The organism is Ruthenibacterium intestinale, from assembly GCF_040096265.1.
Lineage (GTDB): Bacteria > Bacillota > Clostridia > Oscillospirales > Ruminococcaceae > Ruthenibacterium > Ruthenibacterium komagatae.
On record NZ_JBBMFA010000098.1, the window covers coordinates 38661 to 60127 of the forward strand.

A 21467-nucleotide genomic window follows, 5' to 3' on the forward strand; every position below is an offset into this window, starting at 1 on the left:
TATTCTTATTCAATCTAATATATGTTCTTGGCGTGCGTTCTATCCTTTTTTATCCTTCAGTGCCTGCAGGTAATCCGCCAGTTCGTCCGCCGTTTTCTGTGCGGCCCGGCTGGACTCCGGCACGCTGTGTTCAATGCGGTCCAGATACATCTCCACGTCCTGGCGGGAGAAGCCCACGTCATAGTTCTGTGCCAGCACACGGCTGATCAGCGCCAGTGTCGCTTCTGGTATCTCTCCGGACAACGATGCCACATCCACATTCTCCCCGTTCTGCACCCGCTGAACCACCAGTGCGTAGGCCTGTCCCAGGCCCTCATCCAAAAACGCCTCCGGCTTCACCCGCGCCGCCGCCAGCGGCACGTACGACGGTTCTTTCAGCAGCGCCGCCACCAGCTGCTGCTGCGCAAATGCCACGCCCAGCGCTTTTTGACCGCCCTGCGAAAAAGAAACCTTTACCCGGCCAGCCGCACCTTCTTCCAGCAGACGCTTTTCCCGCTCCTGCTGCTGGCGGCGGTTCCGGGCGCGAATCGCAGACTCCAGCTGATTCAAAATCGCCGGTTTCGCCACATCGGTCTCCTGCGAAAGACGCCCTGCATAAACATCCCGCTCCGTGGCGGACACGTTCCCGGCCAGAACGGCAATTGCGTCTTTCAGATACCCCACTCTTCCATCCGGCGTGGCAATGTCATAATTTGCCCGCGCCTTCTGCAAAGCGTATTCGATGGCATTGGCCGACCCGTTCAAAAGCATTTCAAACCGGTCAGCACCAAACTTTTTAATGTACTCATCCGGGTCTTTTGCATCTGGGATATTCAAAACGGAAACCTTCACGTTGGACGCGGAAAACAGCCGAATGGCTCTGGCTGTGGCCTTCTGGCCCGCCTCATCCGAATCAAAGCAGAGCACCACTTCATCCGCGTAATCGCCGATCAGCTTTACCTGCTCCGACGTAAGAGCGGTGCCGCAGCCTGCCACTGCCGTATCGAATCCCGCCTGATGCATGGAGATCGCATCCAGATTTCCCTCACATAAAATATATCTTCGGGAAGCGGACTTCTTGGCCAGATTCATGGCAAACAGGGTCCGGCTTTTTTTGTACACGATGGTTTCCGGACTGTTGACGTATTTGCGCTGCGGTTTTTCCGAAGTGAAATCCCGCCCGCTGAAGGCAATCACATTGCCCCGCAGATCAATGATGGGGATCATGACCCGGTTGCGGAACATATCGTACAGGCTGCCGCGCTCACTTTTGCGCACCACACCGCTGGCAAGCATCTCCTCCTCGCTGTATCCCAGCTTTCGCAGATGATCGCGCATGCGGTTGAAGCCGTCCGGCGCATAACCCAATCCAAATCGGGTAATGGTCTTGGGGGAAAGGCCCCGCTTTTCCACCCAGTATCGACGCGCGTCACGACCTTCCTCACTTTGAAGACACTCCACAAAAAAGCGCGCCGCGTCTTTGTTGATGGACAGCACACGGCTGCGCAGCCGCCCGGTTTTGTCATCCTCGTCCGGCAGGGGCATTCCCGCCCGGGACGCCAGCGTCTTCACCGCCTCCACATAGTCCACATTGTTGATTTTTTTGATGAACGTGATCACATCGCCGCCCGTGCCGCATCCGAAGCAGTAGAACGACTGCGTCTCCGGATACACCACAAAAGACGGTGTTTTTTCGTTGTGAAACGGGCACAGCCCGGTGTGTGTGCGCCCGCGGTGACGAAGCTGCACATAGCTTTGCACCACATCCACAATGTCGCTGCGCTGCACCAGTTCCTCTATGTATTCATGGGGGATCACAGCCCGTCACCTCCCATCCGGTCCCAATCTCGCTCAGTCAAAGGAGACCACCGGTTTTCCGTCAGCTCCAAGCAGCGGTGTGATTCCGCCGCCCTGGCCGGTCCAGTTGATCAGGTACTGAACGCCGGTCTCCCGATCCCGCAGAATGCGCACTTCTGTGCTGAAAGAGACCGCCTGCTTGTAAATCACTTCAAATCGCTTTTCGTCCATCTTTCCTCCTCAAAGCACATGCCACTTCTGGGGCACGAACAATTCTTCGAACGTGCGCGTCGCATATTCGTCGCTCATGCCGGAAATATAATCGGTCACGGCGCGGTCCGCCCCTTCGTTCCAAACAATGTACAAATAGTCCTGCGGCATATGGGTGGGATGCTCCCGGAAATAGTTGTACAGTTCCTCAATGAGCTTGTCCACCTTTTTTTCCTCGCGCTTTGCCACCCGGTCCACATATACTGTGCTGTACATAAAATCGTGCAGCGCTTCATAGGCGCCGGCCACTTCACTGTCCATACCGATGGTTTCCGCACCGTGATCGATCATGGAACAGATCATGGTGGTGATGCGCCGGGACTTTGTGTCTCCCAGCACCCGGGTGATCTCTTTGGGAAGATCCTCATTCCGGAGAACACCGGCTTCCACCGCATCCTCTATATCATGGTTCATGTAGGCGATGTGGTCCGCATAGCGCACGATCTGCCCTTCCCGCGTAGCCGCCCAGGCCCCTTTGGTATGGCACACAATGCCATTGCGCACTTCCCATGTCAGATTCAGGCCCTTGCCGCCTTTTTCCAGACGGGTCACCACACGCACGCTTTGCTCGTAATGCTTGAACCCGCCCGGGCACAAACGGTTCAGCGCCCGTTCGCCTGCATGGCCGAACGGCGTATGTCCCAAATCGTGCGCCAGCGCGATGGCCTCGGTCAAATCCTCATTCAGGCGCAGCGCACGGGCAATGGTCCGGGCAATCTGGCTGACCTCCAGCGTATGTGTCAGCCGCGTTCTGTAGTGATCTCCCTCCGGCGAGAGGAACACCTGCGTTTTCTGCTTCAGCCGACGAAACGCCTTGCAGTGGATGACGCGGTCCCGATCCCGCTGATAGCAGGTGCGCACCGGGCATTCTTCCTCGGGCTTTTCTCGCCCGCGGCTGTTCTCGCTCAGCGACGCATAAGGAGACAGCGTCATCCGCTCGATTTCTTCCGTCCGTTCACGCACCGTCATATTTCAGCCTCCTTGCCGCGAAAAAGGTGTTTCATATACTCTATACGACAGAAAGGCGCGATTTCCCTTGTGATTTTTGTAAATTTTTTGTTTCGGCGCACAAAAATCTAAAAAGGCGCATGATACGGTTTTGAAATCTGAATCTCCGCACTGCCCCGGCACAGTTGCTGCACCTTGGGCAGCAACCCCTCTTCCGTGCCCGCAAGCATCACAAAGGGAAGCGCCACTTTGTCCGTAAATTGTGCCTCTTCCAGGCGGGCACCCTGTTCTGTCAGCAATTTCACCGCCGTCTCATACAGCGGATAATCCACGGTCCACACGCCCCGCACGCACACGCGTACGCACAGGACCTTTGCCCGGGAAATCGCTGCGGCCGCAGCCGCCGTATAAGCTCTCACCAGGCCGCCGGTTCCTAAAAGCGTGCCGCCAAAATAACGGGTGGTCACCACAATGCAGTCCACCAGCCCCGCATGACGAATGGCTTCCAAGGTGGGAAGTCCGCTTGTTTTCGCGGGCTCACCGTCATCGGAATATCGGGTGCGCATACCGTCCCGCAGGACGTACGCATACACGTTATGATTCGCAGTCCGGTGCTGGGCACGCACCTCATTCAACACCGCCAGCGCCTTCTCTTCCGTGTCTGCAAAGGAGATTCTGGAGAGAAATTTCGATCGCTTCTCTTCGATTTCCGCGGTGGCCGTTCCCTCAATGGTCCGGTATTCTTCCATCTTGCCGCACCTCTTTTTCCAAAGGAGTTCAGACAACAAAACAAAGGGCGGTCGTAAAACCGCCCTTTGCAAGTTCGCTATTAGTCCAGGTTGAAACGCTTTTTGAAGCGGTCCACGCGTCCGCCGGTATCGACCAGTTTCTGCTTGCCGGTGTAGAAGGGATGGCATTTGTTGCACACCTCAACGTGAATCTCCGGCTTCGTGGAACGAGTGTGAATCGTATTGCCGCAAGCGCAGGTGATCACACATTCCTGGTACTTCGGATGGATTCCTTCTTTCATTCAGGTTCACCTCTTTCTGGTTTTGATCTTTCAGGGGCCATGCTCGATACATGCGCCCAATCACAACCTTCAATGGAGGCTACCAGCATACGCCATCCTGTGCGTATGGAGCAGCCGTCGGAACGATTGCTCAAATACTATACCACACTTTTTCAAAAAGTGCAAGCCTTATTTCAGCATCGGCTCCACTGCCGCCGCCAGTGCTTTCTGCTGAGCCTCTGCTTCCGCCAGGTCTTTGCCCAGCGTGGTGAAATAGGTTTTGATCTTCGGCTCTGTACCGGAAGGACGCACCACCACGGTAGCGCCACCCTCCAGGGAATAAATCAGCACATTGGCAGCGGGCAGGCCCGTCTCCTCCGGCTTTTTATAGTCCGCCACCTTGATCACCGGATAGCCCGCGAATTCTTTCGGCGGGTTCTCGCGCAGGCGGGACATGATGCCGGCCATCGTCTCCATGCCGGACAGCCCCGGGAACTCGTAGCTGTTGACCTTGTTCAGATAACGGCCATACTCTGCGTAAATGCGCTCCAGTTCCTCTTTGATGGAAGAACCGATGCTGCGATAATAAGCGGCCATCTCACAAATGAGCATGGAGCCGATCACCGCGTCTTTGTCGCGCACATAGCTGCCTGCAAGATATCCGTAGCTCTCTTCAAACCCGAAGATAAAGCGCTCCACCTCGCCGGCCGCTTCCAGGCTTGCAATCTGATCGCCGATCCATTTGAAGCCCGTCAGAACATTGCGGCACTCCACGCCGTAATGCGCTGCCACCACGTCCGCCAGCGGCGTGGATACAATGGATTTCACGCACACGGGATTCTCGGGCATGGTTCCGTTCTCAATGCGGCCTTTGCAGATATAATCCAGCAGCAGCACGCCGACCTCATTGCCGCTCAGCAGCTGATAGCTTCCATCCTTGCAGCGCACCGCAATGCCCACGCGGTCCGCGTCGGGATCGGTGGCCAGCATCAGGTCCGCGCCCTCTTTCTCGGCCAGTTCCAGGCCCAATGCCAGAGCCTCACGAATCTCGGGGTTGGGATAGGGGCAGGTGGGGAAGTTGCCATCCGGATCTTTCTGTTCAGGCACAATGGTGATGTCGGTAATGCCGATGTCGTTCAGCACACGGGTCACCGGCACCAGACCGGAACCGTTCAGCGGGCTGTAAACCAGCTTCAAGCCTGCCGTTTTGCACAAACCGGGCCGCACGCTGCGGCTCTTGATGGCCTCGTACAGAGCTTCGTAGCAGGCATCTTCCACATACTGAACCAGACCGCTCTCCAGGCCCTCTTCAAAGCTCATGGTCGCCGCGCCGTTGAGCACGTCGATCTTCTGAATTTCGTTGTACACGATGTCGGCCGCCTCATCGGTCAGCTGGCATCCATCCGGGCCGTACGCTTTGTAGCCGTTGTACTTGGAGGGGTTGTGGCTGGCAGTGACCATGACGCCCGCGTTGCAATGATAATACCGTGTGGCAAAGCTCAGCGCAGGAACCGGCATCAGCGCCTTGTAAATGCGCACGTGAACACCGTTTGCAGCCAGCACACAGGCCGCCTCTCTGGCGAACACATCGCTTTTGATCCGGCTGTCATAACTGATGGCCACAGTCTGTGTGCCGCCCTGTGTTTTGACCCAGTTGGCCAGACCCTGTGTGGCCTGACGAACAACATAAATATTCATGCGGTTGGTGCCCGCGCCCAAAACGCCGCGCAGGCCGGCGGTGCCAAAGGCAAGCTTCACCGCAAAACGGTCCTTGATCTCTTCATCCATGCCCTGAATGCTCAGCAGCTCCGGGCGAAGATCTTTATCTTCCAGGTCCGCGGCAAGCCAGCGCTCATACTCGGCTTTGTATTCCATGTTTCTATACCCCGCTTTCTCAACATTTGCACAGGTCTCATTGACCTGTTTAAATGATAAACTTTTCCCCGTGTAATGTCAATTCACTCTTGTGTAAAAAGGCTGAAAAAGATATACTGTAACCACAATATTTTGTCGAAAAGGCGGTTGATATCGGAATGTTCGCCACAGTCAACAGTCTTGGGGTATATGCACTTTCCGGTTTTGCTGTGCGTGTAGAGGCGGATGTGAGCGGCGGCCTGCCCCAATTTGCGATCGTCGGTCTGCCGGACAGCGCCGTAAAAGAATCGGCCGACCGGGTGCGCAGTGCCCTGAAAAATCTGTCTTTCACCTGGCCCGCCAGCCGCATTACCGTCAATCTGGCTCCCGCGGACATCAAAAAGACCGGTGCGGTATACGACCTTCCCGTCCTTCTGGCAATTTTGTGCGCCAGCAGACAGTTGGAGAGCGTTCCCGCTGATGCGGCTTTTCTGGGAGAACTGTCGCTGGACGGCCAGGTTCGCAGCGTCACCGGCGTGCTGCCCATGGCATTGGCCGCGCGGGAAGCCGGGCTGCGCACGCTGTTTGTTCCCGCCGAAAACGCGGCGGAAGCGGCCGCAGCGGGAGAACTGACCGTCTACCCTGTGCACAGCGCATTGGATGTGGTGCGCCATCTGCGCGGAGAGCAGCTTCTTGCGCCCGCAGATCCGGTCTCCTTTTCCGCCGTGCTCGGCGCCGATGTGCCGGATTTTGCCGATGTGCACGGACAGCCGGAAGCACGTCGCGCCATGGAGATCGCCGCTGCCGGCGGACACAATATTCTGCTCATCGGCGCGCCGGGCACCGGAAAAAGCATGCTGGCCAAACGGCTCCCCGGCATTCTGCCGCCTCTGACACGTTCCGAGGCTGTGGACTGCACCAAAATTTATTCGGTGGCCGGGCTTCTGGAAAAAGGCAGTTCGCTGATGACGCGCCGCCCCTTTCGCGCGCCGCATCACTCGGTGAGCGCCGCCGGCCTGGCAGGTGGCGGAAGCACGCCCCGCCCCGGGGAAGTAAGCCTTTCGCACAACGGCGTTTTGTTTTTGGATGAGCTGCCGGAATTCCGGCGCGATGTACTGGAAATTCTGCGTCAGCCCATGGAAGACGGTCATGTGACCGTCAGCCGTGTGGCGGGAAGTGCGGTTTTCCCGTCCCGCTTCATGCTGGTGGCAGCCATGAACCCCTGCCCCTGCGGATATTTCGGCCATCCCACCCGGGCATGTACCTGCTCGCCCGGAGCCATCAACCGCTATCTGCAAAAAATTTCCGGTCCCCTTCTGGACCGCATTGATCTTCACGTGGAGGTCGCCCCGGTCAACTACGAAGAACTGCGCCGGGAAAGCGGCGGCGAACGCAGCGCAGATATTCTCAGGCGGGTGTGCGCTGCCCGGGACCGCCAGACAAAGCGCTACGAAGGGACCGGCATTTCATGCAACGCCCAGCTTCCCAGCGCCATGCTGCGCCAAGCCTGCCCCATGACCCGGGACGCGGAAAAAATTCTGGAATCCGCTTTTCAGAGTTTGGGACTTTCAGCCCGCGCATATGACCGGGTATTGAAAGTCAGCCGCACCATTGCAGATCTGGACGGCAGCGAAACCCTGGAGGTCTGGCATGTCAGTGAGGCCGTGCAGTACCGCAATCTGGACCGCAAATACTGGTATTCGCTGTAATCAAAAACCTCCTGCCCGGGACTTTCCGGACAGGAGGTTTTTTGATGGATTCAAGACTTGAGCATCTGTTTCCAGACGCCTTTTTTGTAAAACGCCAGCGACATGAGCGTCGCCACTACCCAACCAAGCGGCCAGGAGAGCCAGATTCCCCGTTCCTGCCAAATGCCGGAGAACAGAAATGCCAAAATCACACGCAGAATCAAGTCGGAAAAGGTTGCAACCATAAACGCCTTCATGGCGCCGCCGCCGCGCAGAACACCGTCTGCCATCAGCTTGATGCAAATGGCAAAATAGAAGGGCGAAATGATATGCAAAAATTCCACACCGGTCTCCAGCGCTTTTCCGCTCTCACTGGTCATGAACAAAAAGATCATCTGCCGGCCGAACACAAAGTAGGCAACGAAAAAGGGAACCGCCACCAGCAGCGTCATAATCACGCCCGCCCGGAACCCCTGACGCACCCGATCCGGTTTGCCCGCACCCAGATTCTGAGCCGTAAAGTTGGAAATTCCGTTGCCCAGAGTCGTAAAGCTGGTCAGCGCAAAGGTATTCAGTTTCACCGCGGCGGAATAGCCGGCAATGACAGAGGAACCGTAGCTGTTGACCAACCCCTGAATGAAAATATTACCCACGGAAATAAAGCTCTGCTGCAAAATGCTGGGCACGGCAATCAGCGCGATGCGGCACAGCATCGGCATGGAAAACAGCGGAGCCTGTCCCTCGGTGGGCACATCCCGCAAGCGCAGAACCACCGTCCACACCGCCAGAATACAGGCGATGCCCTGCGCAATGAAGGTCGCCCAGGCCACACCGGCCACACCCCATTCAAAATAACGCACAAAGATGTAATCCAGCGCAATATTCCCCAATGAAGAGCCGATCAGGAAATACAGCGGCGTGCGGGAATCGCCCAAAGCAGTAAAAATGCCCGTGGCAACATTGTACAGAAACAGGAAGGTAAATCCGCCCACGTAAACGGCCAGATACAAAGCGCCGTCCTCAAAAATATTGTCCGGCGTATTGACCATACGCATCAGCGCCCTGGTCCCCACCAGTCCGGCACCTGTCAGCACCACCGAAAGCGCCAGAGACGCCAGCAGCGTTGTGCTGACCGCGGTCTTCATGCGCGTATATTCTCTTGCACCGAACAAATTGGAGATGACTACGGAACAGCCGATGTTGCTGCCTACGGCAATGGCCATAAAAATCATGGTGATGGGATAGGACGCGCCCACAGCCGCCAGCGCGTCCTCCCCCGCGAACTTGCCGGCAATCACGCTGTCGGCAATGTTGTACATCTGCTGAAAAATCACACTGATAAACATAGGGATGGAAAAACGCCACAGCACAGAGGCCGGGCTCCCCTTGGTCAGGTCTTTGATCAAAAGAACGCCTCGCTTTCCTTATGCTTTCTGCGCTTCTTCCAGTGCGCGAATATGCTTCATTTCATGCCGAATCAGAAGCACGGTCGTAACAAACGCTGCAAAATCCGCCACCGGACCGGAGAACAGAATGCCGTCCATTCCCCACCGCAATGGCAGGATCAGCAAAAGCGGGATCAGGAACAGCACCTGCCGCGTAAGGGACAGCACCATGCCCTTTACCGGCTTTCCGATGGCAGCAAAAAAGTTGGAAGAAATCATCTGCACGCCATTGATGAAAATCATCATCAGAAAGATGCGCATGAACTTCACGGCAAATTCAAAATACAGCGCATCACCGGTTCCGAAAATGGAAATGATCTGTGTGGGAAAAAATTCAAACAGAACAAACCCCACGCTGCCCACCGCTACGCAGCAACTGACCGCCAGCTTGTAAATTCCCCGCACCCGATCGTACTGCCGCGCCCCGTAGTTGAAGCCGACAATGGGCTGCGATCCCTGGGAAATACCGATGATCACCGCCAGCAGAATGGCGTTTGTCTTCATGACGATGCCGCTGGCCGCCAGAGGAATATCGGTGCCGTATTCCGAAGCAGCCCCGTAGTAGGTGAGAGAATTGTTCAGCACGATCTGCACCAGTGTGATCGCCAGCTGGTTCAGGCTGCTGCTCATGCCCAGAGACGCAATGCGGATGCTTTCCTGCGGGCTCAGGCGGAACATTTCCCGCCGCAGCTGCACATGCTGGAAGCGCCCCAGGTACTGCACCGCCGCCAGAAAAGAAAAGAACTGACCAATGACGGTGGCCCAGGCCGCACCCGCTACACCCCAGCCGAAGACAAAGATGAAAACGGGGTCCAGAATGGTGTTGATCACCGCGCCCAAAAGCATGCAGACCATGGAATATTTGGGACTGCCGTCCGCACGTGCCAGATTGCTCATGCCGTTTGTGACGATCAGAAGCGGCATTCCCAGTGCAGTGATACGGGTGTAGCTCTCTGCGTAAGGCATGACATCCGGCGTCGCGCCAAAAGCCGTCAGCAGGATGCGCAAAAACAGCTCTACCAAAACGGTGTATGCAATTCCGCCAACGAGCATCATCAAAAAGGCATTGCCCACGACCCTGGCTGCCTTCTCTTTTTCGCCGGCTCCCAGATAAAGCGAAAAGCGCGATGCACTTCCGATGCCGATCAGAAGCGCAATGGCCATACAAATCGTCGTCAGCGGATATGCCACATTGGTAGCGGCGTTTCCGAGATAGCCCACGCCCTGCCCGATGAAAATCTGGTCCACAATATTGTACAGAGAGCTGACCAGCATTGCAATGATGCTGGGTACCGCAAATTTTTTCAGCAGCTGGGGCAGCGGTTCATACCCCAATGGATTGTCTTTGGTCATTATTTCTCTTCCTCCCCTGCATTTTGGCTTTCAATGCGCGCTACGGCGCTGCCTGCCACCCGCAGCAGAAGCCGGTTCAGAAGTGCTGTCTCTTCCTCGGTAAAATCCGCCGTCACGGCATGCTGCCAGTTTTCGCAGATCTCCTCGATCCTTCCGCAGGCCTGCTGTGCCCTGTCGGTCGGATACAACCGGCTGGTACGCTTATCCCGCGGATTCTGCTCCCGGCGCAAAAAGCCCTCTTTTTCCAAATAAGCTATGCTTCGTGTAACGTTGCTCGGATGGATGTGAAAGATTTCTGCCAGCTGATCCTGCTGCACTCCCGGACTGCGGCACACGCGCACAATGTACATGTGCTGACTGCTGTTCAGCCCTAACGGCGCCAAATGCCGGTCCAGATCCATTTTGGCATAGCGGTCCGCTACGGACAGCCATCTGATCCATTCCATCTTCATCGTTTTCCACCGCCTAAAAAGGATACGCCCGGGCTTGTCCGGGCGAACGGTCTTTATTATATCAAAACAAAATTGCTTGCGCAAGCAATTTGTTTTGTGCGTGTATATCCTTGTAAAAAATGCGCAGAAGCCACGGCTTCTGCGCATCTCAGTTCAGTGATTTTTCTTTCGCACAAAGACGGACAGTCCAATCAGGGCCGCGCCCACTGCCAGTCTGACGCACCCCTGCACAAAATGGGCCCGGCTGGCATCCAGTACCATTCGGGCGGTTTCTGCCGCACAGGAGGGCTCGCTCAGCACACCGGCCCAGTTGACACCCGCCACTACTGTGCCCACAAACCCCCAAAGCAAAATCAAAATTCCCGCAATTCTCAAAATCCTGCTCATTCAAGCGCCCCCTGCACCCCTTTTGGGGAAGGCAGTTTTTTGCAATCGGCTTGTCCCTCAATCAACCGTTCCGGCCTCTTAAAGGTTCTCTCAGGTCGCGCCCCATGGCAATATGCCAGGCGCCCGCATCCAGAAAGCGATTGCCAAAGGGACGGAAGCCCAGCGTTTCATAAAAGCCTTCCCTGCCGCACTGAGACCCCAACTCTGCCCGCCGTGCGCCCAATTCTCCGGCTTTGCGCAAAATCTCTTCCATCAGGCCGCGGCCTACCCCTTGTCCCCGGCAGCTGCGCCGAACACACACACGTCCCACATGAAGCACCCCCGGCTCCTGCCAGAAGATTCGGGCACAGCACACAGTCCCCTGTTCTGTGATACCCAGCACATGCAGGCTGGTTTGATCCTGCGCATCCATTTCATCTTCCAGGGCAAACCCCTGTTCTTCCACAAAGACTTCCTTTCGCAGATCGAACGCCTGCTTCATGCGTTCGTCCGAAAAAGCAAACCACTGGTATTCCATAAACAATCTCCCAAATCAAAACAGCACCCACACGCGTGCCAGCAGTAAAAGCACCACACCCGGTGCTCCCAACACCACTGCCACAAACGATGTGGCATAATTCAGCGCAATGGTCACCCCGGTAAATCCGGCCAGCAAATTAACTGCCCCCAAAGCGGCCGCGCCGCACCCCGCGCTTTTCAACGCGTTGAGCAAAGGGTGCTTTGTTCCACACAAAACTGCCGCCACCCCGGCGGTACATACCAGCGCCCAAAAAAGCGCAACTGTCTGAACGAATGTCATCGTGTTCACCTCACCGCATTCTATGCGGACAAGGGGAACAGTTATTCGCCTCGGGCAGGCTCGAAATCCACGTTTCCTGCAGCCACATCTACACCGGCAAGCGTCACGCGCATCCTATCGCCCACTGCCCAGCGGCGTCCGCCCAGCGGTTCCACCAGCGCTACGCCGTCAATCAGCTGAAGTTCCCGCGTGGAAAGCGCATCCGCCCGCACAAGGCCCTCCACCGTATTGGGAAGTTCCACATACAGACCGAAACTGGTGACCGATGCCACCACCGCGTCGAACTCCTCACCGATGAACTGCTGCATATACTCCGCCTTATAACAGTCATCAATATCCCGTTCCGCTTTCATGGCACGCACTTCACACTCAGAAGACTGAACCGATGCCTCGGCTGCAAAGCCCGTGAATTGCTGGCGGATCTCATCCGCAGATGCGCCCGCGCACAGCCGGCCCAAAATGCGATGAATCGCCAGGTCCGGATAACGGCGGATCGGCGAGGTAAAGTGAGCATAGTCTGCAAGCGCCAAACCAAAATGCCCCTTGGGCTGCGGCTCGTACTTGGCTTTCGCCATACTGCGCAGCACATTGGTGTGCACCGCCCGTTCCAGCGGCGTATCTCTTGTGGCATCCAGCAAAGCTGCCAGCTCTTTCACGGTGGGGGTCTCTCCTGCAAATCCGGCATCCACTTTCATGGCCAGCAAAGCTTTTTTCAACGCTTCCACCCGCTCGGCCTCGGGCTGGTCATGGACACGATACACAAACGGAATGTCTTTTTCCTTTGCCAGCCGCGCCGCGCACATATTGGCCAGCAGCATAAATTCCTCGATCATGCATTCGGAAACGCCCCGCACACGCTTTTCCACTCCTGTGCAGCGCCCGCTTTCGTCCACCAGAATCTTGGCTTCATCGCTCTCGATGTTCATCGCCCCCCGCTGCAGGCGGCGAGCTGCCAGTTTTTCGTACACTTCCTGCATCAGGGGCAATTGTTCCGCCACCTGTGCATACCGCACTTTTACCGCGTTGTCGGCAGAGCCGTCCAGAATGGCGTTTACCTCGCTGTACACGCCTTTTACCCGGGACCGAATAACCGTCTTGCAGAATTCGTAATCGATCACACCACCTTGTCTGTCCAGCTGCATCAGGCAGGAAAACGCCAGCCGATCCTCCCCTTCATTCAAGCTGCAGATTCCATTGGACAGCTGACGGGGAAGCATGGGCACTACACTGTCCGCATAATACACGGAAGTTCCGCGGCTGAAAGCCTCTTTGTCCAGCGCGGACCCGGGCCGCACATAATGGCTCACATCCGCAATGTGGACCCCCAGGGCATAGCCGTTTTCCGTACGGGTCAGAGAAATGGCGTCGTCGATGTCTTTGGTCGAAGCCGAATCGATGGTGAAGACAGCCCAGTCACGCAGGTCTCGGCGGCCTTTGCAGTCCTTCTCACGCAGCCGGGCATTTTCATAAACTTTTGCTTCTTCCTTCACCGATGCGGGGAAATGGCGGGAAATGCCCACACTGTACAAAAGCGCTTTGGCACAGTGAGAAGCCACATCTGCCGCGCCAAAGCGCATGGACACTCCGGCCCGGTGATCCGCATGGTTTTCACCGCGTTCCAAAATCTCCACCGCAGCCTTTTCCCCAATGCGAGCGCCGCCGTCCGCCCCCTTCTTGATGAGCAGCGGAACATGGGGGCAGGCGTCCGGCAGAAGTGCCAGGCGGCCGTCCAGCTTGGTCACCTCTCCGCCAAAACGCTTATTCTCCTCAGCGATGGCGATTACTTTTCCCTCCAGCGTACCGGCACGCCGGGGATGTTCATCCAGCGTCACCAGCACCAGATCGCCGGGCATGGCGCCCAACAGATATTTTCCGGGAATAAACACGTCGGCCCCGCCTTCCACCGGCTGGGCAAATCCAAACGTCCGCGCCAGTTTGACCAGACGGCATTTGAGCGCCTTTTCCATATCCCGGGCTGCAACGCAATACATTCCGTCACGAACGAACACCTGCTTCTTTTTCACCAGTTCGTCCATCAGGCGGGTCACTTTTTTATCATTGCCCAGGCGCGCCTTCAGCTCTTTCAGGCGGCGAGGCTTTTTCTCCAGCTCTTTCAGGATTTTCCCTTTCAGACTCATAGCGGTCTCCTCCCGTCAATGTGCAAAAAGGCCCGCCATGCCGGCGGGCCTTGAATTTTGTCTTATTTTGTATAAATGCTGAATACACTTACCAGAATGGTCAGCACAAAGAAGATGATCGCAGCCACCTTCGTATATTTGGCCAGCAGGGTTTTCGGCATGCTGCTGCGACCTTCGGCCGCCATCATTTCACCGCCGCCGATCACGCCGGACAATCCTCTGCCCTTGGAATCCTGCAAAAGAACCATCACCAAAATGGCCAGGCTGCAAAAAATCAGCAGAACACCGCTGACGATCTCTAAAACACCCATCGTTAAACCTCCAGTCACATTAACGGATTCATCATAGCATGAAACAAAGAAAAAAGCAAGCCAGAAAACGGAATTTTACACAAGGCTGGTTTGTTCCGCCGTGTCCTCTGCCTTCAGCACCGCGCCCATGGCGGGCAATGTGCGCACCCGGTAGCGATGGGGATCCGCCAATTCCATCCCCTCAGCCGGGCGCACCGATGTGATGCGGTGATTGCGCTTGAGCGTGATCACATTCACACCCGCCGTATTCTTAGTCTGCTTTTCCGGCACCTGAGCGGAGTGGACCAGCAGCATACGGCCCGCGCTGGTCTGGATGGCCAGCTCGCACTCATCGTGCAAATACGCGGCCCAGAACAGTGCAGCCTTGTCGCTGAACGCATTGACCAGCTTACGGCGGTTCTGCTTGGTGGCATAGCTGGACATGGGGACCTTGGCGGCCTTGCCGTTCTCAAACAGGAAGAACATGTGGCCTTTGTAATCCTCCGTCACAGCCATGCAGACCGGCGTTTCGCCTTCTTCCATTCCCAGACGCGCCGGGATGTAGTCGCCCATCAGGCTGGCCTTTCCATCGGCAAAATCGCCTGCACGGCATTTGTACACCTGACAGCGGTTGGTAAAGAACAGCAGTTCTGCGTTGTTTTTCGTTTCCTGCTGCAAAATGACCGAATCTCCGTCCTTGAGTTTCTGGTCGCCGGACATGCGCAGGCTCTGCGGCGTAATTTTCTTAAAGTATCCTTCGCTGGTAAAGAACACCGTCACCGGGTAATCCGGCATGGAATCCTCTTCTTCATCCTCTTCCTCGCTCTCCGCTTCGTAGAGGATCTCGCTGCGGCGCGCCTCGCCGTATTTTTTGGCAACGCCCGACAGCTCGTCGATGATGATGCGGCGGATCTTGGCCGGGCTGTCCAGAATTTCTTTCAGCCGGGCGATTTCCGCCTCCAGCTCTTCGATTTCCTGCGTGCGCTTGAGGATGTATTCCCGGTTGAGATGGCGCAACTTGATTTCGGCCACATATTCCGCCTGCGTCTTATCGATACCGAACCCGATCATCAGGTTGGGTACCACTTCGGCCTCTTCCGCTGTCTCGCGCACAATGCGGACCGCTTTGTCAATATCCAGAAGAATGGCTGCCAAACCCTTGAGCAGGTGCAGCCGCTTTTCCTTGCCGGTCAAATCGAAATAGGTGCGCCGGCGCACACATTCCGTACGGAAAGCAGTCCACTCGTTCAAAATCTCCCGCACGCCCATCACCCGGGGCATGCCCGCAATCAGAATGTTGAAGTTGCAGGAGAAGCTGTCCTCCAGCGGCGTCAGACGGAACAGTTTTTGCATGACCTTGTCCGGGTCCTGCCCGCGCTTGAGATCGATGGTCAGTTTCAAGCCATTCAAATCCGTCTCATCGCGCATATCGCTGACTTCTTTCACACGGCCCGCCTTGACCAGTTCGGCGATTTTGTCCATGATGGCCTCCACCGTCGTGGTGGGCGGAATCTGCGTGATTTCCAGCATATTGCCGTCTTTTTCGTACCGGTAGCGGGCGCGCACCCGCACGCTGCCGCGCCCGGTCTCGTAAATATTTTTCAGTTCCTTCTCATTGTACAGGATGTAACCGCCGCCCACAAAGTCCGGCGCAGGCAGCGTGGAGAACAGATCATGGTCCGGATCTTTGATCAGGGCAATGGTCGTCTCGCACAACTCGCGCAGGTTAAAGGAACAGATGCTGGAGGCCATGCCCACAGCGATGCCCAGCGTGTTGTTGGCCAGAATGGTGGGAAACGTAACCGGCAGCAGCGTGGGTTCCGTGGTGGACGCGTCATAGTTGGGCACAAAGTCGACCGTATCCTTATCAATGTCGCCAAACAGTTCAGCACACACGTCCTCCAGTTTGGCCTCAGTGTAACGCGAAGCCGCGTAAGCCATGTCCCGGCTGTAAGCCTTGCCGAAGTTTCCCTTGCCGGACACATACGGCACCAGAAGGCTCTCGTTGCCCCGCGCCAGACGCACCATGGTGTCATAAATCGCCTGATCGCCGTGCGGGTTCAAATGCATGGTGTTGCCCACCACGTTGGCGCTTTTTGTGCGCGCGCCTTTCAGCAGGCCCATGTCGTACATGGTGTACAGCACCTTGCGGTGCGCAGGCTTGAAGCCGTCGATCTCAGGCAGCGCACGGGAGACGATCACGCTCATGGCATAGGGCATGTAGTTGGTCTCCAGCGTTTCAGTGATCGGCTGCTCCAAAACGCTGCCCGCGGAGAGGATCTCCACATTGTCGCCCAGCTGCGGGCGAACGGGGCCTGTCTTTTTGCTTGATTTTTTCGCCATATTGCTCCCTCTTGCGTTTTATTAAGAAACGTCCAGCTCGTCCAGATATTCGCAGCCGTGCTGGGCAATGTGCTCCTTGCGGCCGGCCAGGTTGTCTCCCAAAAGCAGATCAAACACCTCTGCGGTCCGCTTGGCGTCTGTGGGCGTCACCTTGATCAGGCGGCGGCTGGCCGGATTCATCGTGGTCAGCCACATCATCTCCGGGTCGTTCTCGCCCAGACCTTTGGAGCGCTGAATCGTATATTTGGCATCGCCGATCCGCTCCAGAAACTCCGTTTTTTCCGATTCGGTGTAAGCAAAATACGTGTGGCCCTTGCTCTCGATTTCGTACAAGGGTGACTCCGCAATATAAACGTAGCCGTCTTCGATCAAAGTCGGCACCAAACGGTACAGCATGGTCAGGATCAGCGTCCGAATCTGGTAGCCGTCCACGTCCGCGTCCGTGCAGATGACGATTTTGTTCCAGCGCAGGTTGTTCACGTCAAAGCTGGACAGATCCTTTTTGGATTTGCCCCGCAGCTCCACGCCGCACCCCAAAACCTTAATGAGGTCGGTAATAATGTCGCTTTTGAAAATCCGGTCGTAGTCCGCCTTCAGGCAGTTCAGGATTTTCCCTCGCACAGGCATGATTGCCTGATACTCAGAATCGCGGCTGGTCTTGACGGCGCCCATGGCCGAGTCACCCTCCACGATATACAGTTCCCGGCGGGAGAGGTCCTTGGAACGGCAGTCCACAAATTTCTGAACCCGGTTGGCGATATCGATTTTTTCGGTCAGCGCCTTTTTCGCGCCCTGACGCACTTTGTCCGCATGCTCGCGGCTCTGTTTGTTCACCAGAACCTGTTGGGCAATTTTCTGCGCCTCATCGGGCTTTTCCAGGAAGTACACTTCCAGGTTGTGTTTCAAAAAGTCCGTCATGGCCTGCTGGATGAACCGGTTGTTGATGGCCTTTTTGGTCTGGTTCTCGTAGCTGGTCTGGGTGGAAAAAGAGCTGGACACAAAAATCAGGCAGTCCTGCACATCTTCGAACTTGATTTTGCTCTCGTTCTTTTTGTACAGGCCCTTGCTGCGGAGATAGGCGTCAATTTGTGCCACAAAAGCCGTTTTGACCGCCTTGTCAGGGCTGCCGCCATGCTCCAGCCAGGAAGAGTTGTGATAATATTCCAGCAGCTGCGTCTTGTTGGAAAAACAGAACGCCGCACTCATTTTCACTTTGTAGTCCGGCCGGTCCTCCCGGTCGCGCCCCTCTGCCGTAGACTGGCAGAACTGCACAGGCGTCAGGCTCTCCAGATTGGCCACTTCTTCCACGTAATCCTCAATGCCCTTCTGGTAGCAGAACTCCGTGACCGTTCTCTCGGGGCCGCTTTCGTCGGTGAATACAAATGTCACGCCCGCGTTGACGATCGCCTGCCGCTTGATCACATCCAGGTAAGCCGACGAGGGAACATCGATGTCCGTAAACACCTCGCGGTCCGGTTTCCAGCGAATCCGGGAGCCGGTTTTGCGGCGGGTGCTGGGTTCCTTTTGCAGGCCGCCTACGTTTTCACCTTTCTGAAAATCCAGATGGTAATGGAATCCATCGCGGTACACATCCGCCGTCATCCACTCGGAAGAATACTGCGTGGCGCACAGGCCCAGGCCGTTGAGACCCAGCGAATACTCATAGTTTTCCGCCCCCGCGGTATACTTGCCGCCGGCATACATCTCACAGAAAAGCAGCTCCCAGTTATACCGGTTTTCGGCCTTGTTGTAATCCACGGGCATTCCCCGGCCGAAATCCTCCACTTCCACGGAGTGATCCTTAAATTTGGTGATGAGGATGCGGTCGCCGTAGCCTTCGCGGGCCTCGTCGATGGAGTTTGACAGGATTTCGAAAATGGAGTGCGCACATCCGTCCACTCCGTCAGACCCAAAAATGACGCCGGGCCGTTTTCGCACACGGTCGGCGCCTTTCAGGCTGACAATGCTCTCATTGGTATAAGCGGCGTTTTTCTTCGCCATCAATGTACCTCCTAAAAACACACAAAGGCGCCGCGCAAGCCCCTTGCAGAGCCACGCGCGGCGTAACGTTCATGAATCAATCAATAGCGCGGACCCGGCCGGCCGGACGCCGACATCACGTCGTCATCCTGCACGGGCAGAAACTGCATCCCCGCATCATACATGGGCCGCTGAGGAGCCGAAGCACGCTGCGCATCGTGGATGGCCGCGATCAGAATTCCCTTGTCCGCCCCGCACTCCGAGCAGATGCGTTTTCCCTGCCCGACGTTGTAGTTGAAACCGCCGCATCCGCAGCGCCAGCCATCTTCCGCCTCTTCGGTATAATAGCTGATTTCCGGATTGCCAAGCGCCGCACGTACACTCGCCCGCTCATTGGCAGGCAGCGGACGCAGCTTCGGCAGGGCAACCGGCGTGCACCGCTTCAAGCTGTGCAGAATGCCGTCGTCGTATGTAACAGCCACCAGCTTCACTTCCACACTGCCCAGCGGCTCGTCGCACACAAAGACCGCATCATCGTACCCAAAGATTTCACCGTTGCATGCATCCACGTTCTCGTAGGAAAAATCCTCTTCCCCAATCACTTCACCCTGACGGTTTTTGCAGCGGTAATGCGCCACAAAGCTCTGGATCGGGCGGGAATAAAAGTTTTTGAATGTCAGCGTGACCACTGTGCTTCCGGTCGAGTCCATCCGGAACAACTCTACCTGCACAAAATGGACCGGACTTCCTTTGCAATAATAGCTCGCGCGGGATTGCGCAAGCGGTGTAAATGTTTCGCTCATAGGATATGCACCACCTTAGCGATTCATTTTACCATAAAAAAACGCCGTCGGCAAGCCGTTCCGCCGTTCTCTGCCGCGCAAATGCCCCCAACATCGCCCCTTCGCCCGGCAAGATGGCCTGTTTCCAGCGTCCGCAACTGTCATTTTGCTGTTTATCCTGCGAATCTTTCCTTTTTCTTCCGTTTTGCATGCTACAGTTGGACCGTATGCCATTGTATGCTATACTAAGGCCACGGGAGGTACCGTTTATGAATCACATCGAGACACTTTTGGCCGCACAACGCGCCTATTTTCAGCTGGGGAACACACGTTCCCGGGCATTCCGAATAAACGCGCTCTCTTCGCTTGAGCAGGCGGTGCGTCAAAACGAAAACGAGCTCTGCCGCGCTCTGGAGCAGGATCTTGGCAAATCTCATTACGAAAGCTATATGTGCGAGATCAGTCTGGTGCTGGAAGAGATTCGTTTTGCCAAGCGCCATCTCGCCCGTTGGATGCGGCCGCGCCGTGCGCCGGTTTCCGCCAGCCAAATGCCTGCGCGCGGGTTTGTGATCAGTAAACCTTTGGGCACCAGCCTGATCATGAGCCCCTGGAACTATCCGGTTCTTCTGTCTCTGGAGCCCTTGGTGGGCGCGATCGCCGCCGGGTGCTGCGCCATTGTCAAGCCCAGTGCCTACGCCCCCGCCACCAGCACCGCCCTGCGGGAAATGCTGGAAAGCTGTTTTCCCGCGGAACACGTGGCGGTCGTGGAAGGCGGCCGCCAGGAAAACGCCGCGCTTTTGGAACAGCATTTTGACAAGATCTTCTTCACGGGAAGCGTGGCCGTCGGGAAGCTGGTCATGGAGAAAGCCTCCCGTTTCCTGACGCCGGTCACCCTGGAACTGGGCGGCAAAAGCCCCTGCATCGTGGATGAAACTGCAGACATTGCCCTCAGCGCGAAGCGCATCGCATTCGGCAAGTTTCTCAACGCCGGTCAAACCTGTGTGGCCCCGGATTATATTCTTTGCCAGGAAAGCGTGAAAAACGCTCTGCTGGAGGAACTGGAAAAGTCAATTCACGCTTTCTTCGGGGACGACCCTCTGTCCTGGCCGGATTATGGCCGCATCATCAACCAAAAGCATTTTGAACGGCTGTGCGGCCTGCTGAACGACGGTCTGTGCGTCTGCGGCGGCCAGACCGACCCGGAAACCCTGCGCATCGCCCCCACGATTCTGGATGGCGTCACCGAGCGGATGGGCGTGATGCAGGAAGAAATTTTCGGGCCGATTCTGCCTGTTCTCACTTATCGCAATTTAAGAGATGCCATGGAATTCATTCAGAGGCGTCCCAAACCGCTGGCGCTGTATCTGTTCACCCGCAGCAAAGAGCATGAAAAAGCGGTGCTTGGCCAGTGCAGCTACGGCGGCGGATGTGTAAACGACACCATTCTCCACCTGGCCTCCAGCCACCTCGGGTTCGGCGGCGTGGGTGACAGCGGGATGGGTGCATACCACGGGAAACAGAGTTTTGACTGTTTTTCCCATCAAAAGAGCATTCTGAAAAAGGCGGCGTGGCCGGACCTGTCCCTGCGCTATCAGCCCTACACTTCCAAAAAGGAAAAAATGCTGCATCTGTTTCTGAAATGAGGGATGAAATCGTATGCTGGAATACAAATTTGACACACAGCTTCTGATTGAAGGTGAAAATCTATCGGAAGACGACATTCATGACTACATCCTGCAAAACATTCCCGGTGACTGCCTGCTGGCCGTGGGGGACGAGGATTTGATCAAAATCCATTTTCACACCAACGTCCCCTGGAAAGTGCTGGAGTACTGTGCCGGTCTGGGCGAGATCCACGATATTGTGGTCGAAAACATGGAGCGGCAGACCGGCGGCCTGCACGGATGATTCCCCTGCCAAAGAAAACGGGCGGGCGGCTTTGAAAGCCGCCCG

The 21467-nt window shown here is 56.3% G+C and carries 20 protein-coding genes; 3 read left to right on the plus strand and 17 right to left on the minus strand.

Annotated features, from left to right (window positions below; genetic code table 11):
• Window positions 1–39 precede the first annotated feature (39 nt).
• From dnaG to WMO24_RS10725, 6 genes are all read right to left on the minus strand, one after another.
• A complete protein-coding gene (gene dnaG / locus WMO24_RS10700) occupies window positions 40–1797 on the minus strand; it encodes a DNA primase (protein WP_349216430.1) in 1758 nt (585 codons plus the stop codon).
• Between the two features lie 33 nt (window positions 1798–1830).
• Window positions 1831–2007 carry a DUF6440 family protein gene (locus WMO24_RS10705; protein WP_349216431.1) on the minus strand — a complete coding sequence of 59 codons (177 nt, stop codon included), beginning with the start codon at window positions 2005–2007 and terminating at the stop codon, window positions 1831–1833.
• Between the two features lie 9 nt (window positions 2008–2016).
• Complete coding sequence (locus WMO24_RS10710) at window positions 2017–3015, minus strand: deoxyguanosinetriphosphate triphosphohydrolase (RefSeq protein WP_349216432.1); 999 nt, start codon at window positions 3013–3015, stop codon at window positions 2017–2019.
• Window positions 3016–3122: 107 nt separating this feature from the next.
• The gene (locus WMO24_RS10715; protein WP_349216433.1) at window positions 3123–3743 is read right to left on the minus strand and encodes an IMPACT family protein; all 621 of its coding nucleotides are present in this window, start codon (window positions 3741–3743) and stop codon (window positions 3123–3125) included.
• Between the two features lie 80 nt (window positions 3744–3823).
• Window positions 3824–4024, minus strand: a complete 201-nt coding sequence (rpmE, locus tag WMO24_RS10720) for a 50S ribosomal protein L31 (RefSeq protein WP_349216434.1) — start codon at window positions 4022–4024, stop codon at window positions 3824–3826.
• 168 nt (window positions 4025–4192) lie between these two features.
• Window positions 4193–5878 carry a phospho-sugar mutase gene (locus WMO24_RS10725; protein WP_349216435.1) on the minus strand — a complete coding sequence of 562 codons (1686 nt, stop codon included), beginning with the start codon at window positions 5876–5878 and terminating at the stop codon, window positions 4193–4195.
• Between the two features lie 158 nt (window positions 5879–6036).
• Between WMO24_RS10725 and WMO24_RS10730 the strand changes: the two genes are divergently transcribed.
• Entirely contained in the window at window positions 6037–7566 is a 1530-nt protein-coding gene (locus tag WMO24_RS10730) for a YifB family Mg chelatase-like AAA ATPase (protein WP_349216436.1), read from the plus strand.
• A 50-nt stretch (window positions 7567–7616) separates the two neighbouring features.
• Here WMO24_RS10730 and WMO24_RS10735 read toward each other — a convergent pair whose 3' ends face one another.
• The 11 genes from WMO24_RS10735 to WMO24_RS10785 form a co-directional block, all read right to left on the minus strand.
• Window positions 7617–8951 (minus strand): MATE family efflux transporter, encoded by a 1335-nt coding sequence (locus tag WMO24_RS10735; protein WP_349216437.1) that lies wholly within the window; start codon window positions 8949–8951, stop codon window positions 7617–7619.
• 18 nt (window positions 8952–8969) lie between these two features.
• Window positions 8970–10343, minus strand: a complete 1374-nt coding sequence (locus WMO24_RS10740; RefSeq protein WP_349216438.1) for an MATE family efflux transporter — start codon at window positions 10341–10343, stop codon at window positions 8970–8972.
• The gene (locus tag WMO24_RS10745) at window positions 10343–10789 is read right to left on the minus strand and encodes a MarR family winged helix-turn-helix transcriptional regulator (RefSeq protein ID WP_349216439.1); all 447 of its coding nucleotides are present in this window, start codon (window positions 10787–10789) and stop codon (window positions 10343–10345) included. Before WMO24_RS10745 ends, WMO24_RS10740 begins: the two co-directional genes overlap by 1 nt.
• Before the next feature lie 159 nt (window positions 10790–10948).
• Entirely contained in the window at window positions 10949–11182 is a 234-nt protein-coding gene (locus WMO24_RS10750) for a hypothetical protein (RefSeq protein ID WP_349216440.1), read from the minus strand.
• A gap of 61 nt (window positions 11183–11243) precedes the next feature.
• Window positions 11244–11699 (minus strand): GNAT family N-acetyltransferase, encoded by a 456-nt coding sequence (locus WMO24_RS10755; RefSeq protein ID WP_349216441.1) that lies wholly within the window; start codon window positions 11697–11699, stop codon window positions 11244–11246.
• A gap of 15 nt (window positions 11700–11714) precedes the next feature.
• On the minus strand, window positions 11715–11981 hold the full coding sequence (locus tag WMO24_RS10760; RefSeq protein WP_349216442.1) for a pro-sigmaK processing inhibitor BofA family protein: 267 nt from the start codon (window positions 11979–11981) through the stop codon (window positions 11715–11717).
• Window positions 11982–12022: 41 nt separating this feature from the next.
• Window positions 12023–14119, minus strand: coding sequence for a ribonuclease R (gene rnr, locus WMO24_RS10765; protein WP_349216443.1), 2097 nt, complete (start codon window positions 14117–14119; stop codon window positions 12023–12025).
• A 62-nt stretch (window positions 14120–14181) separates the two neighbouring features.
• Entirely contained in the window at window positions 14182–14430 is a 249-nt protein-coding gene (secG, locus tag WMO24_RS10770; protein ID WP_349216444.1) for a preprotein translocase subunit SecG, read from the minus strand.
• A gap of 75 nt (window positions 14431–14505) precedes the next feature.
• On the minus strand, window positions 14506–16752 hold the full coding sequence (locus WMO24_RS10775; RefSeq protein ID WP_349216445.1) for a DNA gyrase subunit A: 2247 nt from the start codon (window positions 16750–16752) through the stop codon (window positions 14506–14508).
• A gap of 21 nt (window positions 16753–16773) precedes the next feature.
• Window positions 16774–18753 (minus strand): DNA gyrase/topoisomerase IV subunit B, encoded by a 1980-nt coding sequence (locus WMO24_RS10780; protein WP_349216446.1) that lies wholly within the window; start codon window positions 18751–18753, stop codon window positions 16774–16776.
• An 80-nt stretch (window positions 18754–18833) separates the two neighbouring features.
• Complete coding sequence (locus WMO24_RS10785; RefSeq protein WP_349216447.1) at window positions 18834–19535, minus strand: hypothetical protein; 702 nt, start codon at window positions 19533–19535, stop codon at window positions 18834–18836.
• Between the two features lie 248 nt (window positions 19536–19783).
• On the opposite strand from WMO24_RS10785, the gene WMO24_RS10790 reads away from it, so the two are divergent.
• Window positions 19784–21157 (plus strand): aldehyde dehydrogenase, encoded by a 1374-nt coding sequence (locus WMO24_RS10790; RefSeq protein WP_349216448.1) that lies wholly within the window; start codon window positions 19784–19786, stop codon window positions 21155–21157.
• A 13-nt stretch (window positions 21158–21170) separates the two neighbouring features.
• Window positions 21171–21422: a kinase to dihydroxyacetone kinase gene (locus WMO24_RS10795; protein WP_349216449.1), complete on the plus strand. Its 252-nt coding sequence runs from the start codon at window positions 21171–21173 to the stop codon at window positions 21420–21422.
• Window positions 21423–21467 lie beyond the last annotated feature (45 nt).